13 protein-coding genes are annotated in these 17,760 nt (G+C 73.1%); 6 read left to right on the top strand and 7 right to left on the bottom strand.

The features are described from left to right. From CLV63_RS10650 to CLV63_RS10625, 6 genes are all read right to left on the bottom strand, one after another. Positions 1-864: a TatD family hydrolase gene (locus tag CLV63_RS10650; protein ID WP_106582793.1), complete on the bottom strand. Its 864-nt coding sequence runs from the start codon at positions 862-864 to the stop codon at positions 1-3. 37 nt (positions 865-901) lie between these two features. Then, positions 902-1,588, bottom strand: a complete 687-nt coding sequence (locus CLV63_RS10645) for an EboA domain-containing protein (protein WP_106582792.1) — start codon at positions 1,586-1,588, stop codon at positions 902-904. After that, positions 1,585-2,487, bottom strand: coding sequence for a sugar phosphate isomerase/epimerase family protein (locus CLV63_RS10640; protein ID WP_245928714.1), 903 nt, complete (start codon positions 2,485-2,487; stop codon positions 1,585-1,587). The genes CLV63_RS10645 and CLV63_RS10640 overlap by 4 nt, the downstream gene beginning before the upstream one ends. A gap of 41 nt (positions 2,488-2,528) precedes the next feature. After that, complete coding sequence (locus tag CLV63_RS10635; RefSeq protein WP_106582791.1) at positions 2,529-3,404, bottom strand: SCO3242 family prenyltransferase; 876 nt, start codon at positions 3,402-3,404, stop codon at positions 2,529-2,531. Beyond that, the gene (locus CLV63_RS10630; protein WP_106582790.1) at positions 3,401-4,579 is read right to left on the bottom strand and encodes an inositol-3-phosphate synthase; all 1,179 of its coding nucleotides are present in this window, start codon (positions 4,577-4,579) and stop codon (positions 3,401-3,403) included. The genes CLV63_RS10635 and CLV63_RS10630 overlap by 4 nt, the downstream gene beginning before the upstream one ends. Before the next feature lie 69 nt (positions 4,580-4,648). Next, positions 4,649-7,108 (bottom strand): PQQ-dependent sugar dehydrogenase, encoded by a 2,460-nt coding sequence (locus CLV63_RS10625; RefSeq protein WP_106582789.1) that lies wholly within the window; start codon positions 7,106-7,108, stop codon positions 4,649-4,651. 383 nt (positions 7,109-7,491) lie between these two features. Here CLV63_RS10625 and CLV63_RS10620 point away from each other — a divergent pair, with 383 nt between their 5' ends. The 5 genes from CLV63_RS10620 to CLV63_RS10600 all read left to right on the top strand — a co-directional run bounded on the left by CLV63_RS10620 (position 7,492) and on the right by CLV63_RS10600 (position 13,913). After that, positions 7,492-8,643 (top strand): acyl-CoA dehydrogenase family protein, encoded by a 1,152-nt coding sequence (locus tag CLV63_RS10620; RefSeq protein ID WP_106582788.1) that lies wholly within the window; start codon positions 7,492-7,494, stop codon positions 8,641-8,643. A 271-nt stretch (positions 8,644-8,914) separates the two neighbouring features. Beyond that, entirely contained in the window at positions 8,915-10,156 is a 1,242-nt protein-coding gene (locus CLV63_RS10615) for an ABC transporter ATP-binding protein (protein WP_106582787.1), read from the top strand. A gap of 25 nt (positions 10,157-10,181) precedes the next feature. Next, the gene (locus tag CLV63_RS10610) at positions 10,182-11,462 is read left to right on the top strand and encodes an ABC transporter substrate-binding protein (RefSeq protein WP_106582946.1); all 1,281 of its coding nucleotides are present in this window, start codon (positions 10,182-10,184) and stop codon (positions 11,460-11,462) included. Positions 11,463-11,503: 41 nt separating this feature from the next. Further along, positions 11,504-12,868, top strand: a complete 1,365-nt coding sequence (locus CLV63_RS10605) for a carbohydrate ABC transporter permease (RefSeq protein WP_106582786.1) — start codon at positions 11,504-11,506, stop codon at positions 12,866-12,868. 91 nt (positions 12,869-12,959) lie between these two features. Beyond that, positions 12,960-13,913: a carbohydrate ABC transporter permease gene (locus CLV63_RS10600; RefSeq protein WP_106582785.1), complete on the top strand. Its 954-nt coding sequence runs from the start codon at positions 12,960-12,962 to the stop codon at positions 13,911-13,913. A 106-nt stretch (positions 13,914-14,019) separates the two neighbouring features. Here the strand turns inward: CLV63_RS10600 and CLV63_RS10595 are convergent, their stop codons facing one another. Further along, positions 14,020-15,234, bottom strand: a complete 1,215-nt coding sequence (locus tag CLV63_RS10595; protein ID WP_106582784.1) for an ABC transporter ATP-binding protein — start codon at positions 15,232-15,234, stop codon at positions 14,020-14,022. 786 nt (positions 15,235-16,020) lie between these two features. Here CLV63_RS10595 and lnt point away from each other — a divergent pair. Then, positions 16,021-17,730 (top strand): apolipoprotein N-acyltransferase, encoded by a 1,710-nt coding sequence (gene lnt, locus CLV63_RS10590; RefSeq protein WP_106582783.1) that lies wholly within the window; start codon positions 16,021-16,023, stop codon positions 17,728-17,730. Positions 17,731-17,760: the final 30 nt, after the last annotated feature.

Here is a 17,760-nt window from a genome sequence, read left to right as displayed (position 1 = left end):
TCACCTTTCGGGGGATGCGGGCGCGCCGCGCTGGATGGTGTTGCCGGCGAACTGGGGTTCGGCGGGCGCGGGGTCCAGGTCGAGGCGGCCGCTCTGGCCGTAGAACGCGACGGGGTTGGCCCACAGGACGGTGTCGACGGCGTCGGGGCCGAACCCGGCCGCCGCCATGGCGTCGCCGGTGCGGCGGGTGGTCAGCGGGTCGCTGCGGCCCCAGTCGGCGGCGGAGTTCACCAGGACCCGCCCGGTGCCGTACCGCTGGAGCAGCAGCACCATGCGGCGGGGGTCCATCTTGGTGTCGGGGTAGATGGAGAACCCCATCCAGTGCCCGGTGTCGGCGACGTGCTCGACTGTGACCTCGTTGAGGTGGTCGATCAGGACCCGTTCGGGGGCGATCCCCGACTCGCGGATCACGTCGAGGGTGCGCAGGGTGCCGCCGATCTTGTCGCGGTGGGGGGTGTGCACGAGGACGGGCAGGTCGTGCTCCGCGGCGAGCTGGAGCTGCCGGGCGAACACCGCGTCCTCCTCGGGGGTCATGGAGTCGTAGCCGACCTCGCCGACGGCGACGACCCGGTCCTTGGCGAGGTAGCGGGGGAGGACGTCGAGGACGTCGCGGCAGCGGGGGTCGTTGGCCTCTTTGGGGTTGAGCGCGATGGTGGCGTGGTGGGCGATCCCGAACTGGGCGGCGCGGTGCGGCTCCCAGCCGATGAGGGAGTCGAAGTAGTCGGTGAAGCTGCCGACGGAGGTGCGCGGCTGGCCGAGCCAGAACGCGGGCTCGACGAGGGCCCGCACCCCGGCGGCGGCCATGGCGGCGTAGTCGTCGGTGGTCCGGGACGTCATGTGGATGTGCGGGTCGAAGATGCGCATCGGCTGGCCTCTCGTGGGTGTCGTCCGGTGGCCGCGGTCACCGGGAGCGGTCGAGCGCGTCGCGGGCGCGCCGGGCCGCGTCCCTGCGGTGCGGGTCGGCGGCCGCGAGTTCCGCGGCGAGCCACGCGGGAGGCGCGTCCGCGCGGGCGAGGAGGCGGAGGGCGGCGCCGGGCACGTCGCGGCCCGCGGCGACGCGTTCGCGGGCGAAGTCGGTGACCATCCGGGCGAGTTCGGCGTCGTAGCGCCGGTCGAGGCCCGCGTCGGGGCCGGGGTCGAGCCCGCTGAACAGGGCCTTGAGGATGGCGTGGCGGTAGTCGCGGTCGCCGAGGCGGTGCGCGGCGTAGGGGTTCAGCGCCGCGGCGATGAGGCGGGTGTCGTTGCCGCGCAGCGCGTCGAGGACGAGGTCGGTGCCTGCGTCGCCCAGGTCGTCCGCCAGTGCGGGCAGGGCGCGCAGGACGGCGCGCTTCTCCGCGGCGTCGCCGTGGCGGTACAGGGCCGTGGTGCGTGCGGCGAGCCCGTCGCGCGGCAGCGCCCGCAGCAGGCGCAGCCGGGCGTGCTCGTCGACGGTGCCGCCGCCGGGCAGCGCGGCGCGGCCGCAGTGGCGGGCCGCCGCGGGGAACAGGGCGTCGATCGCGTCGGGCGCCGCGGCGATTCGGGCGAGCGCGGCGTCGAGCCAGTCCCGCCCGGCCGGGGTGAGGGCGCCGTCGAGCGCGGCGCCGGTCACCGGGCCTCCTCGGGGACGCGCGCGGCGTGTTCGGCGCGGCGCAGGAACGCGAGGGAGCGGGCCGCGACGGCGGGGGCGGCGTGCGCGTGGCGGGGCAGTTCGATGCCGACCAGCCCGGTGTAGCCGGCGGCGGCCAGCGCCGCCAGGACCGGGGGGAAGTCGATGTCGCCCGTGCCGAACTCGCGGTGCTCGTGGACGCCGCGGCGCATGTCCTCGATCTGCACGGCGACGAGGTCGGCCGCGACGCGCGCCACGCAGTCGGGCACGGCCGCCGACTCGGTGCACACGCAGTGGCCGAGGTCCAGGCAGATGCCGAACCCGGCGGGCGCGCCCAGCAGGTCGCGCAGCCGCTCGTAGCCGGCGATGGTGTCGACGAACATGCCGGGTTCGGGTTCGAAGCCGAGTGCCACCCCGTGCCGGGCGGCGTCGTCGAGCAGCTCCTCTGTCGCGCGCACCAGCCGGTCCCACACGGCGGCGGGGGCGAGGCCGGGGGGTGCCGCCCCCGACCACAGCGCCATGGTGGGCGCGCCGAGCCCGGCGGCGATGCGCAGGCAGCGCCGCAGGTAGTCCAGGCGGGGGGCGGGGTCGGCGTCGAGGAGGGTGGGGGCGTGCTTGCGGTGCGGGTCGATGACGTAGCGGGCGCCGGTCTCGACCGTGAGGGCGAGGCCGAGCCGGTCGGCGTGGGCGGCGAGGGCGTCGACCCGCACGGGCAGGCCGGGTTCGTAGGGGTCCAGGTGGCCGGTGTCGGGGGTGACGGCCACCCCGTCGTAGCCGAGGTCGGCGAGGACGGTCAGGGCCTCGTGCAGGCGGTGGTCGGTGAACCCGTTGCTGCCGTAGCCGATGCGCAGGGGTGCCGCGCGGGGGGTGCGGGCGCCGGGGTGGTCGGGGGTGGTGGGCACGTGCGTCTCCTCCGGGGCCGGGCGGCGGTGGGCGGCGGCGGTCAGGTGGCGGCGATCCGCTTGGTCAGCGCGCGGGCGGCGGGGACGAGGGCCGCGAGCGCCGCGCCGCGTCGCGGGGATCCGCCGAGGCTGGTCAGCGCCGCCTGGAGGGGGACCATGGCGACGATGCCGCCGCCGACGGCCGCGCGGACGCGGGCGGCGGAGGGGTCGCGGGCGGCGGCGAGCTGCGGGGTGAGGGCGAGGGCGCCGTAGCCGGCGGCGAGCGCCGCGGCGGCGGCCCGGTCGGTGCGCGGCCCCGCCCCGGTCCCGGCGCGGGCGGCGACGGCGGCGGCGACCGCGGCCGTGGCCGCCGCGGCGGCACCGGCGCGGGCGGGCGTGGTGCCGTGCACCTCGTCGCGGCTGAGCCGGGTGACGTTGACGGTGTGGGCGGCCATCGCGGCGGCCGAGGGCAGCGCGGCGCGCGCGCCGCCGGGGGCGGCGCCGAGGAGCACGTCCAGGCCGCGGGCCAGCCCCATGGCGTAGGGCCCGGCGGGGGTGGGTTTGAGCCACAGGTCGTAGCTCCACGCCGTCGCGGCGAGGGGGACGGCGACGGTGAGCGCGCGCGGGTGCGCCGCCGCCGCGCAGACCAGTCCGGCCCCGGTGAGGGCCGCGGCGGTGCCGAGTGCGGCGCCGGGGGAGACCCGGCCCGAGGGGATGGGCCGCTCGGGCCGCTCCACGGCGTCGAGGTCGCGGTCGGCGTAGTCGTTGAGGGCCATCCCGGCCCAGTACAGGCAGACCGATGCGGCGCACGCGAACGCGGTGCGGCGGCCCTGCGGGTACCCGGCCGCCGCCGCCCCGGCGAGGGCGTCGCCGGGCACCGACAGCGCGGCGGGGGCGCGCACCAGTTCGGCGAGGGCGCGCAGCCGTGCGCCGTTCACGCGGGCCCGCCCGCGCGGCGCAGGCGCTCGGCGAACGCGAGCAGCATGGCGTGCTGGCCGGGCAGGTCGTGGACCGCGCAGTCGAGCGGGTCCTTGAAGAAGAACGCGAGTTCGGTGACCGGCCCGCTGCGCCCGGTCTCGTGGGCGCGCGCCATGAGGCGGGCGAGGTCGAGGACGAGGGGGGCGGCGAGCGCGGAGTCGTAGCCCTGCCAGGTGAATTGCAGGCTCATCTGCGCGCCGAGGAACCCGTCGAAGGTCACGTGGTCCCAGGCGACCTTGCGTTCGGCCAGGTCGGCGACGTGGTCGATGTGCAGGTGGTCGTCGACCGGGTAGCCGAGGAGCTCCCCGACGAGGCGGCTCTTGGAGTCGAGCTTGCTGCGGGCCACGGCGGGGTCGGCGAGGTTGGCGCCGTCGCCGCCGCCGAGCAGGTTGGTGCCGGCCCAGGAGCGGACCCGCAGGTGGCGGTGGCCGAACATGGGGGCGAGGACGGACTTGAGCAGGGTCTCGCCGGTCTTGCCGTCGTCCCCGGCGTAGGGCAGCCGGGTGCGGGCGGCGAGTTCGGCGATGGCGGGGGGTCGGGCCCCGGCCGAGGGCGTGAAGTTGACATAGGCGCATCCGGCGGTGAACGCGGCGTGGGCGTAGCGGGAGCTGGCGGGCAGCACGTGCGCGCCGGACTCCAGGGCGGCGGTGAGCGCGTCGAGGCCCTCGGTCTCGGCGCGGGCGGGGGCGGGGGCCTCGGTGTCGGCGACGTTGACGACGACGACGCGGTCGAGCCGCTCCTCGGTGCGGAACGCGGCGATGTCGGCGGCGAGGCGGCGCAGGCCGTCGGCGGGGTGCTCGCTGCCGTGGCCTTGGGGGACGCCGGGGCGGATTCGGGCGTCGGCGGCGTCGAGTTCGGCGCGGACCCGGTCGGGCAGCCCGGCGGGCAGGACCCCGGCGGCGGCGAGCTGCTCGGCGCGTTTGGCCAGGGTGGTGTGGGCGATGTCGTGGCCGCCGAAGACGAGGTCGGCGGTGCGGGGGAGCCCGTCGGCGGGGAAGCCGGGCGCCTCGGTGACCATCGCGGTGGCGGGGGCGCCGGTGCGCAGCGCCGCGGCGCCGGCGATCGCCGTGGTGGCGACGGATCCGCGGGCGCCGATCAGCCAGACGCCGGTGCGCGGGTGTGGGGGCGTGTGCATCGTGCTCCTTGTCGTCGGGGCGGCCCGCAGCGGCGGGGCCGGGGCGTGTGCGCCCCGGCCCCGCCTGGATCAGTCGCGCTTTCCGGCGGCGCCCGACCCGGTCACGGTGAGGGCGTCGAGCTGGAAGAGGTCGCCGCCGTCACCGCCGAACACCAGGTACATGGCCTGGGATCCGCCGGGGTCGGTGATGTCGGCCGCGGGGGTCTCGGCGAAGTCGCCGCCCGCGGGGACCTCGATGGGCCCGGCGACCAGCGGACCGTCGGGTGCCCCGGACCGCACCTCGACGGTGCCGCCCGCCGCGCCCTTGGCGAGGACGCTCACGCCGTCGGTGCCGGCGAAGTTCGCCGGGTCGAACGCGATCCAGTCGCCCGCGCCGATGCCGCCAACGGCCTTGCCGCCTTCGGCGCCGTCGGCGTCGACGACCTCCACGCCCTGGGAGTCGTGGTAGAACTCGGCCTGGCGGTGCTTGGGCGCCAGCTCGATCTCGCTGCTGCCGGTGACCGGCGGTAGGTCGCCCGCTCCGTTGTCGGTGTACTCGGCGATGAACGTGCCGTAGATGTCCTGGTTGGTGTCGTGCCCGCCGGCGAGGCCCGTCTCGATGCTGCCCGTGCAGCCGTTGGCGGAGTTCATCCGGTGGGCGTGGTTGTCGTGGCCGAGCGCGAAGGAGACCGTGACCTTCTCGCAGTCGATCTCGGCGTCCTCGGCGTCGGTGACCTTGACGTCGAAGCCGACGGTGTCGCCGAAGTCCATGAACTGCCCGGGCTTGGGGGCGTCGAAGGTGATCTCCGGCGGGGTGTTGCCGATGGTGATGTTGACCCCCGCGGCGCCGGTCTTGCCGGTGGCGTCGGTGACGCGCAGGATGGCGCGGTACACGCCGTCGTCGGTGTAGGTGTGCGAGCCGGTGGCCTCGGTGGAGTCGGTGGTCCCGTCGCCGTCGAAGTCCCACGCGTAGCTGAGTTCGGTGCCGTCGGGGTCGGCCGACCCGGTGCCGTCGAACTTCACCTCGAGGGGGCCTTCGCCGGCGGCGGTCTTGTCGGCGTCGACCGCCGCGACGGGGGTCTTGTCGTCGGGGGAGTAGTCGATGCGGTACAGGGCCTTCTCGGGGTCCTTGCCGAACCAGGTCTCACCGTAGTCGAGGACGTAGAGGGAGCCGTCCGGGCCGAACTCCATGTCCATGAGCTGGAAGCCGGCCCAGGGGAAGTCCTCGATCTTCTCGGGGCCGTCGGTGCCGGGGGTGACCGACTTGATCCACTGGCGGCCGAACTCGTAGAGGAAGACCTTCTCGTCGTAGGACTCGGGGAACTTCGTCTCGTTCTTCAGGTCGGGGTCGTAGTGGTAGACGGGCCCGCCCATGGGGGACTCGCTGCCGTCGCCGAGTTCGGGCACCGAGGCGCCGTCGTAGGTCAGCCAGCCGGGCTTCGCGGGCGGCAGCTTCTCCAGTCCGGTGTTGTGCCGGGAGTCGTTGGTGGCGCCGCCGGCGCAGTCGAACTTCGGGCCGGCGGTGCCGGTGGCGAAGTCCCAGTCGGCGTAGGAGTCGGCTTCCAACTTGTCGCCGGTGCAGAACGGCCAGCCGTAGTTGCCGGGGCCGGCGATGCGCAGGAAGGACACCTTGCCGGAGGGGCCGCGTTCGGAGGCCTGGGCGGCGTCGGGCCCGTACTCGCCCATCCACACGGTGCCGGTCTTCTCGTCCACCCGGAACCGGAAGGGGTTGCGCAGCCCCATCGCGTAGATCTCCGGTTTGGTCTTGGCGGTGCCTTGCTTGAACAGGTTGCCCTTGGGGACGCTGTAGGTCCCGTTGGGTTTGACGCGGATGCGCAGCAGCTTGCCGCGGAGGTCGTTGGTGTTGCCCGAGGTGCGGCGCGCGTCGTAGGCGGGGTTGCGGTCGGCGCTGTCGTCGATGGGGCTGTAGCCGTCGGACTCGAACGGGTTGGAGTTGTCGCCGGTCGACAGGTACAGATTGCCGTGCTTGTCGAAGTCGATCTGGCCGCCCATGTGGCAGCAGAGGCCGCGGTTGGTGGGGACCTTCAGGACGACCTTCTCGCTGGCGGTGTCGAGGGTCCCCTTCTCCGGGTCGAAGGTGAACCGGGACAGCCGGTTGTGGCCCTTCCACTTCTCGAAGTCCTCCGGCGTCCCGGAGCCCGGGGCGTCGCCCTCGGGTGTGTCGAGGGCGGGGGAGTAGTAGACGAAGACGTGGTTGTTGCGGCGGAACTTGGGGTCGACGGCGATGCCTTGGACCCCTTCTTCGTTGTGGGTGTAGGTGTCGAGCGTGGCGGCGAGGCGGGTGTCGCCGGCCTCGCGGGTGTAGTAGATCTCGCCGCTGCGCGAGGTGGTCAGGACGCTGGTGTCGGGGAGGACGGCGAGGCCCATGGTCTCGCCGAGGTTGTCGCCGCCTTTGGCGAGCTGCACCTGGTCGAAGTCCGACTCGGCGGCCTTGGTCGGTTCGGCGGTGGCGGGGGGTGCTGCGGCGAATCCGGCGGCGAGGACGGCCGCCAGGGGGATGCTCAACAATCGGACAAGGGGACTGCGCATGGTCGCTCTTCCGGTCGTCGGGGGTGCGACGGACTGTGGGCACGAGGGCGGGCGTCCGGGGGCGGGCGCGGCGCATGGGTGCGAAAGCGGAGTGCAGCGGCCGGAGAACCGGCTTTTGTCGAAAATTGGCGGACTTTTGTTGTATGCATGGACAAACTAAACACACGTTCGGTTCCGGTCAATGGGGAGTAACCAAAACATTTCTGTCAGGTAAAGGCGTCTCCTGGGGCGCAAGGGGCCGCAGGGCAGGTGGCGGGGGTGTGGCGGGGAGATAGTTGGACGGCCTACTATCTCCGTGGGGTGCCCGGATCCGGGCCCGCCGCCGGCGCCCGGCCAGGGCGCATCCGGCGCAGACCCGCGAGACGCACGAGGTGATCAGCCAGATGGCAGTGGAACGCGCGCTCCCCACCAGCGAGGCCGCCGACCTGCTCGACCTCACCAGGGAGATGGCGGCGAAGGAGGTCGCGCCGCGCGCGGCGGCCGACGAGGAGGACGGCGTCTTCCCCCGTGAGGTCTTCGCCCGCCTCGGCGCGGCCGGGCTGCTCGGCCTGCCCTACCCGGCCGATTACGGCGGCGGCGAGCAGCCCTACGAGGTCTACTTGCAGGTCATCGAGGAGCTCGCGGGCGCATGGCTGGCCGTGGGCCTCGGCATGAGCGTGCACACCCTCTCCTGCTTCCCCGTCGCCGGGTACGGCACCGACGCCCAGCGCGCGGAGCTGCTGCCCGACCTGCTCGGCGGGTCGCTGCTGGGCGCCTACTGCCTGTCGGAGGCCCACGCGGGCTCCGACGCGGCGGCCCTGTCCACCCGCGCCGCGGCCGACCCCGGCGGCGGGTACCGTGTCAACGGCGCCAAGTCCTGGATCACCCACGGCGGCGCCGCCGACTTCTACACGCTGTTCGCCCGCACCGGCGCCGCCGGCCCGGCCGGCATCACCTGCCTGCACGTGCCCGCCGCCACCCCCGGTGTCAGCGCGGCCCCGCCCGAGCACAAGATGGGCATGCGGTCCTCGCCGACCGCCGCCATGCGCTTCGAGGACGCGCACCTGCCGCCCGGCAGCCGGATCGGCGCCGAGGGGCAGGGCTTCGCCATCGCGCTCGCCGCGCTCGACTCCGGGCGGCTGGGCATCGCCGCCTGCGCGGTCGGCGTCGCCCAGGCTGCGCTCGACCTCGCCGCCGGGTACGCGCGCGAGCGGACCCAGTTCGGCCGGCCCATCGGCGAGCACCAGGGGCTCGGTTTCCTGCTCGCCGACATGGCCACCAAGGTCGAGGCGGCCCGCGCCCTGTACCTGGCGGCGGCCCGGCGCCGCGACGCCGGCCGGCCCTTCGGCACCCAGGCCGCCATGGCGAAGCTGTTCGCCAGCGACGCCGCCATGGCCGTCACCACCGACGCCGTCCAGGTCCTCGGCGGCAACGGCTACACGCGCGACTTCCCGGCCGAGCGCCTGATGCGCGAGGCCAAGGTCCTCCAGATCGTCGAGGGCACCAACCAGGTCCAGCGCATGGTGATCGCCCGCCGCCTGGGCGAGCCGGGCTGAAGCCCGGTCCGGGGGCCCTCCCGCGCGGCCGTGCGGCGGGGGCCTGCGGGTGCGGCCGCTACCGGCCACCCGGCGGCACAAAAGCCGCATGAAGAACATCCGGCACATGTGGGATAAAACCGCATCGACTATGCCGAACCGTAATCGGATAAAGCCACTTTCCGGCCGTGCCGCCGCGATAACGTCCCTCGTACAACAGGGAGTGTGACCTGTCGCACAGTGGTGAACGGTGCTCACTCAGCGTTTCGCGGCCGAGGCGGGGAGACGGATCGTGGCGAATGTCCATTTGGCCGGGGTCAGCAAGATCTACCCCGACGGCACGCGGGCGGTCGACGGCCTCGACCTCGACATCACAGAAGGCGAGCTGCTGGTCCTGGTCGGCCCCTCCGGCTGCGGCAAGACCACGGCGCTGCGGATGGTCGCCGGCCTGGAGGAGATCAGCGGCGGTGCGGTCCGCATCGGCGAGCGCCTCGTCAACGCCGTTCCGGCGCGCGACCGCGACGTCGCCATGGTCTTCCAGAGCTACGCCCTCTACCCGCACCTGACCGTCCGCGACAACATCGGCTTCGGCCTGCAACTCCGCAAGGTCCCCAAGGCCGTGATCCGGGAGAACGTGGAGGCCGCGGCCGCGACCCTCGGCCTCACCGAGCACCTCGACCGCAAGCCCCGCAACCTCTCCGGCGGCCAGCGCCAGCGCGTCGCCATGGGCCGCGCGATCGTCCGCCGCCCCCAGGCGTTCCTCATGGACGAGCCGCTGTCCAACCTCGACGCCAAGCTGCGCGTGCAGATGCGCGCGGAGATCTCCCGCATCCAGCGCGACCTCGGCGTCACCACCATCTACGTCACCCACGACCAGGTCGAGGCCATGACGCTGGGCGACCGGGTGGCCGTCATGAAGAAGGGCGTGCTCCAGCAGGTCGCGCCGCCCCAGGAGCTGTACGAGCGCCCCGTCAACGTGTTCGTCGCCGGCTTCATCGGCTCGCCCGCCATGAACCTGCTCCAGGTGCGGCTGGAACCCGAAGGCGGCGGCCTGGCGGTGGCCGTCGGCGGGCAGCGGCTCACCGTCCCCGCCGACCTGCTCGCCCGGCGCCCCCGGCTGCGCGAGTTCAGCGGGCGCGACATCGGCATGGGCATCCGGCCCGAGGACCTGCACGACGCCGATCTGCACCCCGCCCCGGACGGCGCCGTCCTGGACTCCACCACCGACCTCGTCGAGGCGCTCGGCTCCGAGCTGCTCATCCACTTCGGTATCGACGCCGCGCCGATGGTCACCGAGGACACCAGGGAGCTGGCACGCGACGCCGGCACCGAAGGGCTCGACGCCGCGGCGGACCGCGCGCACAGCACCGCCATCGCCCGCTTCAGCCCCCGCTCGGCCGCCGCCGAGGGGCGGCCGGTGCGCGTCCGCGTCGACACCGAGCGGCTGTACTTCTTCGACCCCGAAACGGGGGCCGCGATCTGGGGCGACTCCGAGCGGCCCGAAGACCAGGAGAGAGAAGGAACCCATGCGTAGACAGTGGCGGAGCGTTCGCGGCGTGATCGCCGTCGCAGCCGCGGGCGCCCTGGCGGCGTCGGGGTGCGCGCCCGGGGGCGGATCGGGCGGCAACGGGGGCGGCGGCGCCCTCGACGGCGTCGAGTTGCAGGTCGCCGCGAAGTGGACCGGGGTCGAGCAAGAGAACTTCGAGAAGGTCCTCGACGCGTTCGAGAAGGACACCGGCGCGAAGGTCTCCTACGAGTCGACCGGTGAGGACACCGGCGCCTACCTCGGGCCCAAGATCGAGGCGGGGGAGGCGCCCGACGTCGCCATCCTGCCCCAGCCCGGGCTGCTCGCCGAGTACGCCGGGAAGGACGCCCTGGTGCCCCTGGAGGGCGACGCGGCGAAGGCGCTGGACGACAACTACAGCGACTACTGGAAGGAGCTCGGCTCGGTCGAGGGCGAGCCCTACGGCATCCTGATCAAGGCCGCGCACAAGTCCATCGTCTGGTACCGGCCAGACGCCTTCGACGAGGCCGGGGTCGAGGCCCCCGCCACCTGGAAGGACCTCACCGGCGAGGTCTCGGGCACGCTGTCGGACGCGGGGATCACCCCGTTCGCCATGTGCGGCGCATCGGGCTGGACCCTCACCGACTGGTTCGAGAACGTCTATCTGTCCCAGGCCGGGCCGGAGAAGTACGACCAGCTCGTCGCGCACGAGATCAAGTGGACCGACCCCAGCGTCGTCAAGGCGCTGGAGACCCTCGCCGACGTGTGGGGCGAGAAGACCATGATGGCCGGCGGCGCCAAGGGCGCGGTGCAGACCGACTTCCCGACCTGCGTCACCCAGGTGTACGGCCAGCAGAAGGCCGCCATGGTGATGGAGGCGGACTTCGTCGCGGCGAGCGTCGCCGAGGCCGGGTCGACGGTCGGCGAGGACGCGCTCACCTTCCCGTTCCCCGCGGTCGGCGACGACGCGCCGGTGGTCGTCGGCGGCGACATCGCGGCGGGGATGAGCGAGAAGAAGGGTACCCAGGAGCTGCTCGCCTACCTCGCCTCACCCGAGGCCGGGACCACGTGGGCCGGGCTGGGCGGCTACCTGTCTGCGAACAGCGAGGTCGAGGCCGGCGCCTACGCCGACAAGACCACCAAGGACCTCGCCCAGACCATTTTGGACGCCGGCGACAACGTCCGCTACGACCTGTCCGACCAGGTGCCCAGCGCGTTCGGCGGCACCGAGGGCAAGGGCATGTGGGCGGCGCTCCAGGACTACCTGCGCGACCCCGGCGACGCCAAGGGCACGGCCGAGGCACTGGAGAAGTCGGCGGCGGCCGCCGACTCCTGAGCCGGCCGCGGGGCGAGCCCCGAATCGAGAGGGAGGGTCCGATGGCGACCACTGGGGATCCCGCGGACGCGCCGGAGCGCGGCGCGGGCGCCGCCGGTGCCGCCGCCACGGGAGGGTCGGGCCGCCTGGGCCCGCCCTCCTGGCTGGCGGCGGTGTTCCTGCTGCCCGCGCTGGTGTTCCTCGGCGCGTACATGGTGTATCCGATCGTGTTCTCGGTCTACCGCAGCCTGTGGGACGCCGACGGCCTGGTGTTCGTCGGCCTCGGCAACTACGCGGCCATGTTCGCCAGCGAGTCGACGTTCATCGCGCTGCGCAACAACGTCGTCTGGCTGGTCGTGGCGCCCACGCTGGTGACCGTGGTCGGCCTGCTCTTCGCGGTGCTCACCGAGCGGATCCGGTGGTCCACCGCGTTCAAGATCGTCGTGTTCATGCCGATGGCCATCTCCTTCCTGGCCTCCGGCGTGATCTTCCGGCTGGTCTACGAGCAGGACCCCGACCGGGGGATGGCCAACGCGGTCATCACCTCCGTCCGCGACACCGTCGCGCCCGCGGCGTCCTACCCCGACGCCCGCCCGCGCCCGGAGTCGCCCCTCGCCGAGGCGGACGGCGGCGGCCTGGCACTGGGCGAGCCCGCCTCGGCGGGCGACACCGTCCTGCTGCCGCTGGTGGGGGTGCCCAACGACACCCTGCCCGACGGCACGGAGAAGGCCGCCGAACCCGAAGCGAAGGACGGCGCCGTCACCGGGACGGTGTGGCTCGACTTCACCCGCGGCGGAGGCGGCACCGAGGGCGATCTGGACGGCGCAGAGACGGGCCTGCCCGCGATGGAGGTGCAGGCCGTGCGCGACGGCGAGGTGGCGGCGACCACCACGACCCGCGCCGACGGCACCTTCACCCTCGACGGGGTCGGCGGCGGCGCGTACGAGATCCGGCTGAGCGCGCGCAACTTCACCGAGCCCTACAACGGGGTCACGTGGCTGGGCCCGGCCCTCATCACGCCGTCCATCATCGGCGCGTACCTGTGGGTGTGGGCGGGCTTCGCGATGGTCCTCATCGCCGCGGGGCTCGCCGCGATCCCGCGCGAGGCGCTGGAGGCCGCACGGGTCGACGGCGGGACGGAGTGGCAGGTGTTCCGGCGGGTCACGGTGCCGCTGCTGTCGCCGGTGCTGCTCGTCGTCTTCGTCACCCTGATGATCTACGTGCTGAAGATCTTCGACCTGGTGTTCATCATCGCGCCGGGGTCGGTCCAGTCCGACGCCAACGTGCTCGCGCTGGAGATGTGGCGGGTGTCCTTCGGCGGCGCCAACGACCAGGGGCTCGGCAGCGCGCTCGCGGTGTTCCTGCTGCTGCTGGTGATCCCCGCGATGATCTTCCAGATCCGGCGGTTCCGCCAGGAGAACTCATGAGCCCGGGGCGGCGCGGGGGCACCGCGCCGCGGCAGCGTCCGCGGGGCGCGTGCCGGGTGCCCGTACGGCGAGTCAGGGGTGGTGAGTGCGCATGAGCGGAGACGGCGTACCGGAGGCGGCCGGGCAGGGAACGGCGCCGGGAACGGCACCGGCCCCGGGAGCGGGCGGTGCGGGTGTCGGCGAGGGCGCGCCGCGCCGCTCGGTGGGTTCGCGCATCGTCGGCCGGCTGGGGTCGGGCGCCGTCCAGGTGGTCCTGGTGCTGCTGGCGCTGTTCTGGCTGGTGCCGACCCTGGGGCTGTTCATCGCGAGCCTGCGCTCGCCGCAGGACAACGCGGCGGCGGGGTGGTGGACGGCGCTGGCGTCGCCCTCGCAGATCACCTTGGAGAACTACGCGAACCTCCTCGACAACGAGGCGTTCACCGGGTCGTTCTGGAACACGATCCTGATCACGGTGCCCGCGACCGTCATCATCGTGGTGATCGCGGCGCTCGCCGCCTACGCGTTCGCGTGGCTGGAGTTCCCCGGCCGCGACTGGCTGTTCCTCGGGGTCGTGGGGCTGCTCGTGGTCCCGTTGCAGGTCGCGCTGGTGCCCATCGCGCAGATCTACGGTGCGCTGGGCATCTTCGGCAACATAGTCAGCGTGGTGCTGTTCCACGTGGGGTTCGGGCTGCCGTTCGCGATCTTCCTGCTGCGCAACTTCTTCGCCGCGATCCCGCGCGACCTGCTGGAGGCGGCGCGGATGGACGGCGGCAAGGAGTTCACCATCTTCCGCAGGGTCATCCTGCCGCTGGGCGGGCCGGCGATCGCCTCGCTGGCGATCTTCCAGTTCCTGTGGGTGTGGAACGACCTGCTGGTGGCCCTGGTGTTCGCCGACCAGACCAGCCAGCCCATGACGCGGGCGCTCCAGTCGGAGATGCGCCAGTTCGGCGCGAACATCGACGTGATCTCGGCGGGCGCGTTCCTGTCGATGATCGTGCCGCTGATCGTGTTCTTCGCGTTCCAGCGCTACTTCGTGCAGGGGGTCATGGCCGGCGCGGTGAAGTAGCCCGAAAGCCCGAAAGCCCGAAAGCCCGAAAGCACGAAAGCACGAGAGGGCGGGTGCGGCGCCGGTGCGCCGCACCCGCCCTCTCGGCGTTGCGAGTGGGGGTCGATCAGTCGTGGTAGCCGATCGACTTGCCGCTCTCGGTGTCGAAGTAGTGCAGCTGGCTGGCGTCGATGGCGAGCTTCAGGGTCTGGCCGGGCCGCACCGAGCTGCGGGGGTTCACCCGCGCGGTGAAGATGGACTTGTCGCCCGACAGCGGCAGGGCCGCGCTCGCGGCGTCCTCCTCGCCGTCGGCGGCGTCGGCGGCCAGGGCCGCGGCGTCCTCGTGCTGGAGCGGCGGGGCGTCGATCGTGAAGATGACGTTGATCTCGGTGCCGAGCTCCTCGGTGACATCGGCGGTGATCTCCATGGTCCCCGAGTTGTGCGAGGCGAGCGCGGCGTCGTCGAAGTCGGAGGGGCGGATGCCGAGGACGATCTTCTTGCCGAAGTACTCGCGCAGCGCGGGGCGCTCGGTGATGGTCTCGGCCGGAACGGGCAGGGTGTGCCCGGCGAACGAGAGCTTGCCGGCGTCGCCGTCCTTCTCCAACTGGGCTTCGACGAAGTTCATGGCGGGGGAGCCGATGAACCCGGCGACGAAGAGGTTCTTGGGGTTGTCGAACAGGTTCTTCGGGGTGTCGACCTGCTGGAGCTTGCCGTCGCGCAGCACGGCGACCCGGTCGCCCAGGGTCATGGCCTCGATCTGGTCGTGCGTGACGTAGACGGTCGTGACGCCCAGGCGCTCGTGGAGCTGGTTCAGCGAGGCGCGCATCTGCACGCGCAGCTTGGCGTCGAGGTTGGACAGCGGCTCGTCCATGAGGAACGCCTGCGGCTCGCGGACGATCGCGCGGCCCATGGCGACGCGCTGGCGCTGGCCGCCGGACAGCGCGGCGGGCTTGCGCTTGAGGTAGGGCTCCAGGCCGAGCATGCCCGCGGCCTCCTTGACCCGGCGCTCGATCTCGGCCTTGGGGGTCTTGCGCAGCTTCAGGCCGAAGGCGAGGTTCTGCTCGACGGTCATGTGCGGGTAGAGCGCGTAGTTCTGGAAGACCATGGCGATGTCGCGGTCTTTCGGCGGGCGGTCGTTGACGACGTTCTCGCCGATGTAGAGGGTGCCGCCGGTGATCTCCTCAAGTCCGGCGATCATGCGCAGCGCGGTGGACTTGCCGCAGCCGGAGGGGCCGACGAGCACCATGAACTCGCCGTGCTCGATCTCCAGGTTGAGCGCGTCGACGGCTTTGACGTTGCCCGCGTACACCTTGTCGACGTCTTCGAGGACGATTTTCGCCATGGGTCACATCTCCTGTGCGGCCGGACCCGGGGGGGCCGACGCGTGTTTTCGATCGGTGATCGCTTCTAATCGATGAACTGGCCTTATCGAACACCATATCCGACCGTTTTGTCGAGGCTTTGCCGACTTTCGATCGCCGTTCGTCCGCGATGCGGAAAAATGGCCCGAGATCTCCGCGATGCCGTCGTCCGCTGATCACTTCGCTGATCGGTCGATCACGGAACCGATCAGGGGGATGCGGGGGCGCGCGGGCGCCCGCGGCGCCGTTCGGCAAAAGGCGGGAAACGGCCTTCGGAGGCGCGCGGCGCCGGGCTGGCATCGCATTGCCAGGTGCGTTAGCCTGACGCACGGTTACCTGGCCTTTCCCTCCCATCGCGCGCGCGTTGCGGGACCATCCCAAGGCCGACACGGCCGACGAGTGTTGCGGCGCGGAGCGGGGAGTCTCGGTAACCTACAGGCCAGTCCAGCACTGGACGGACCGGTTGAGCGGTCCGGACCGTCGCGCGTCGGACGCCGCACCACGCACCAGGTGCGGCGGGCGGCGCGGGAAGGCCCGGGGTGCCGCGACCGGGCGGGGGGTTGGACCCGGAAAAGGCCCGGACATCCAGTAGACAACGGTTACCGCGCTCGCCGCCGACGAGACGGTGCCGGTCCGAAGGGTGAACGGGTCTTTTCCGCGTCCCCCCATGGACTCCTTCCCTGCCCGGCCCCGCGCGGGGCCGCGCCGGCCCGGTATTAGGCTGCAAAGGTCGGACCGGGTCTGTGATGCAGGGAAGAGAGCCGCGCGTGGTAGCCGAGGACACACGTCCGGAGATTCCCGGCCCCGAGGGGGCGCCCGCACCGCTGCCGCCGCCCGCCGGGCGGCGCTTCGGCCGCCACGACACACTCTGGCGGGCCCTCGCCGCAGCGGGCTCCGGCCTGGCCCAGTTGTTCGCCCTCCCGCCCTACGGGCTGTGGTTCCTCGCCCCGCTCAGCGCCGCGCTGCTGGCCTTCGCCGTCCTCGGGGTGCGGGCGCGCCGCGCAGCCTGGCTGGGGCTGCTGTCCGGCGCGGCCCTGATGGTGCCGCTGCTGAAATGGCAGGAGATCTTCGGCAACGACGTGTGGCTGCTCATCGCCGCCGCCGAGGCCGCCTACTTCGTGTTCCTCGCCATGGCGTCGGCGGCCGTACTGCGGCTGCGCGGGTGGACCCTCTGGGTGCCCGCGCTGTGGGTGGCCCAGGAGGCGGTGCGGTCCCGGTTCCCGCTGGGCGGGTTCCCCTGGGGCAAGCTCGCCTTCAGCCAGCCCGACACCCCCTTCGCCGGGTACGCCGCCTGGGGCTCCTCGGCCCTGGTGACCTTCATGGTGGCGCTGAGCGGCACGCTGCTCCTCGCGTTCGCCCTGAGCTTCGCCCCCGGCCGCCGCACCCCCCGACAGCCCGCCGGGTCGCCGTCCGCCGCGGGGCAGTCCACCGGGCCGCCGCGCGGCCGCCTGGCGGGCCTGCTCGCCCACCGGCCCGGCCCGTGGGCCCTGCGCGCCTACTGCGCGGCCGGCGTCGCCGCCATCCTCGCCGTGGGCGTTGCGGCACCGCTGCTGTTCGCCCCCCAGACGGACCACCGCGCCCGGGTCGCGCTCGTGCAGGGCGACGTCCCCGGGGTCGGCGAGGTCGCCATCGGCGGCGAGCGCATGCAGGTCCTCCAGAACCACGTCGACGGCGTGCACACCCTCGCCGACCAGGTGCGCTCGGGCGAGGTCGAACGGCCCGACCTGGTGCTGCTGCCCGAGAACGCCAGCGACATCGACCTCTACGCCGACCCCGGCGCGGCGAAGCTCGTCTCCGACGCAGCGGCCGACATCGGCGTGCCGCTGCTCATGGGCACCAACCGCTTCTCCGACGGCGGCCGCACCCGCGAGGTCCGCAGCGTCGTGTGGGACCCCGAGTCCGGGCCCGGCGACCACTACACGAAGCGCTACCTGGTGCCGTTCGGCGAGTACGTCCCGTTCCGCGACGTCTTCGCCAAGCTCGTCGCGCGCCTCGACCAGGTCGGCAGCGACGCGGTGCCCGGCACCGAACCCGGCGCGCTGGAGCTGAACGGCACCACGATCGGCACGGCGATCTGCTTCGACGTCGCGTTCGACGCCCCGGTGCGCGAGTCGGTCGCGGCGGGCGGCCAGATCATCGCGGTCCCCACCAACAACGCGAACTACAACTTCACCGGCCAGTCCGACCAGCAGCTCGCCATCACCCGGCTGCGCGCCGTCGAGCACGGCCGCCCGGCCGTGGTCGCCTCCACCAGCGGTATCAGCGCGGTCGTCGACCCCGACGGCGGCGTCTCCTACCGCTCCCCTGAGGCCGAGCCGGCCGTCCACGTCGCCGAGGTCCCCGCCATGACGGGCCTGACCCCCGCCACCCGCCTCGGCGCGGCCCCCGAACTCGCCATCACCGCCCTCGGCGTCGCCGCCCTCATCACCGCCATCACCCTCCACCGCCGCCCCAACCCCCAAAACCCCACCCCCTGACCCCGTCCCGGCCGTACCGCTACGCAAAGA

Source organism: Murinocardiopsis flavida (assembly GCF_003014485.1).
GTDB classification, from domain to species: Bacteria; Actinomycetota; Actinomycetes; order Streptosporangiales; family Streptosporangiaceae; genus Murinocardiopsis; species Murinocardiopsis flavida.
Note: the sequence above shows the minus strand (reverse complement) of the source record. Positions and strands in the feature narration are given on the sequence as shown.

Excerpts from the sequence above, each read along its gene's own strand:
- CLV63_RS10650 (WP_106582793.1), bottom strand. The coding sequence starts at position 864 with ATGCGCATCTTCGACCCGCACATCCACATGACGTCCCGGACCACCGAC.
- CLV63_RS10630 (WP_106582790.1), bottom strand. The coding sequence starts at position 4,579 with ATGCACACGCCCCCACACCCGCGCACCGGCGTCTGGCTGATCGGCGCC.
- CLV63_RS10625 (WP_106582789.1), bottom strand. The coding sequence starts at position 7,108 with ATGCGCAGTCCCCTTGTCCGATTGTTGAGCATCCCCCTGGCGGCCGTC.
- CLV63_RS10620 (WP_106582788.1), top strand. The coding sequence starts at position 7,492 with ATGGCAGTGGAACGCGCGCTCCCCACCAGCGAGGCCGCCGACCTGCTC.
- CLV63_RS10605 (WP_106582786.1), top strand. The coding sequence starts at position 11,504 with ATGGCGACCACTGGGGATCCCGCGGACGCGCCGGAGCGCGGCGCGGGC.
- CLV63_RS10600 (WP_106582785.1), top strand. The coding sequence starts at position 12,960 with ATGAGCGGAGACGGCGTACCGGAGGCGGCCGGGCAGGGAACGGCGCCG.
- CLV63_RS10595 (WP_106582784.1), bottom strand. The coding sequence starts at position 15,234 with ATGGCGAAAATCGTCCTCGAAGACGTCGACAAGGTGTACGCGGGCAAC.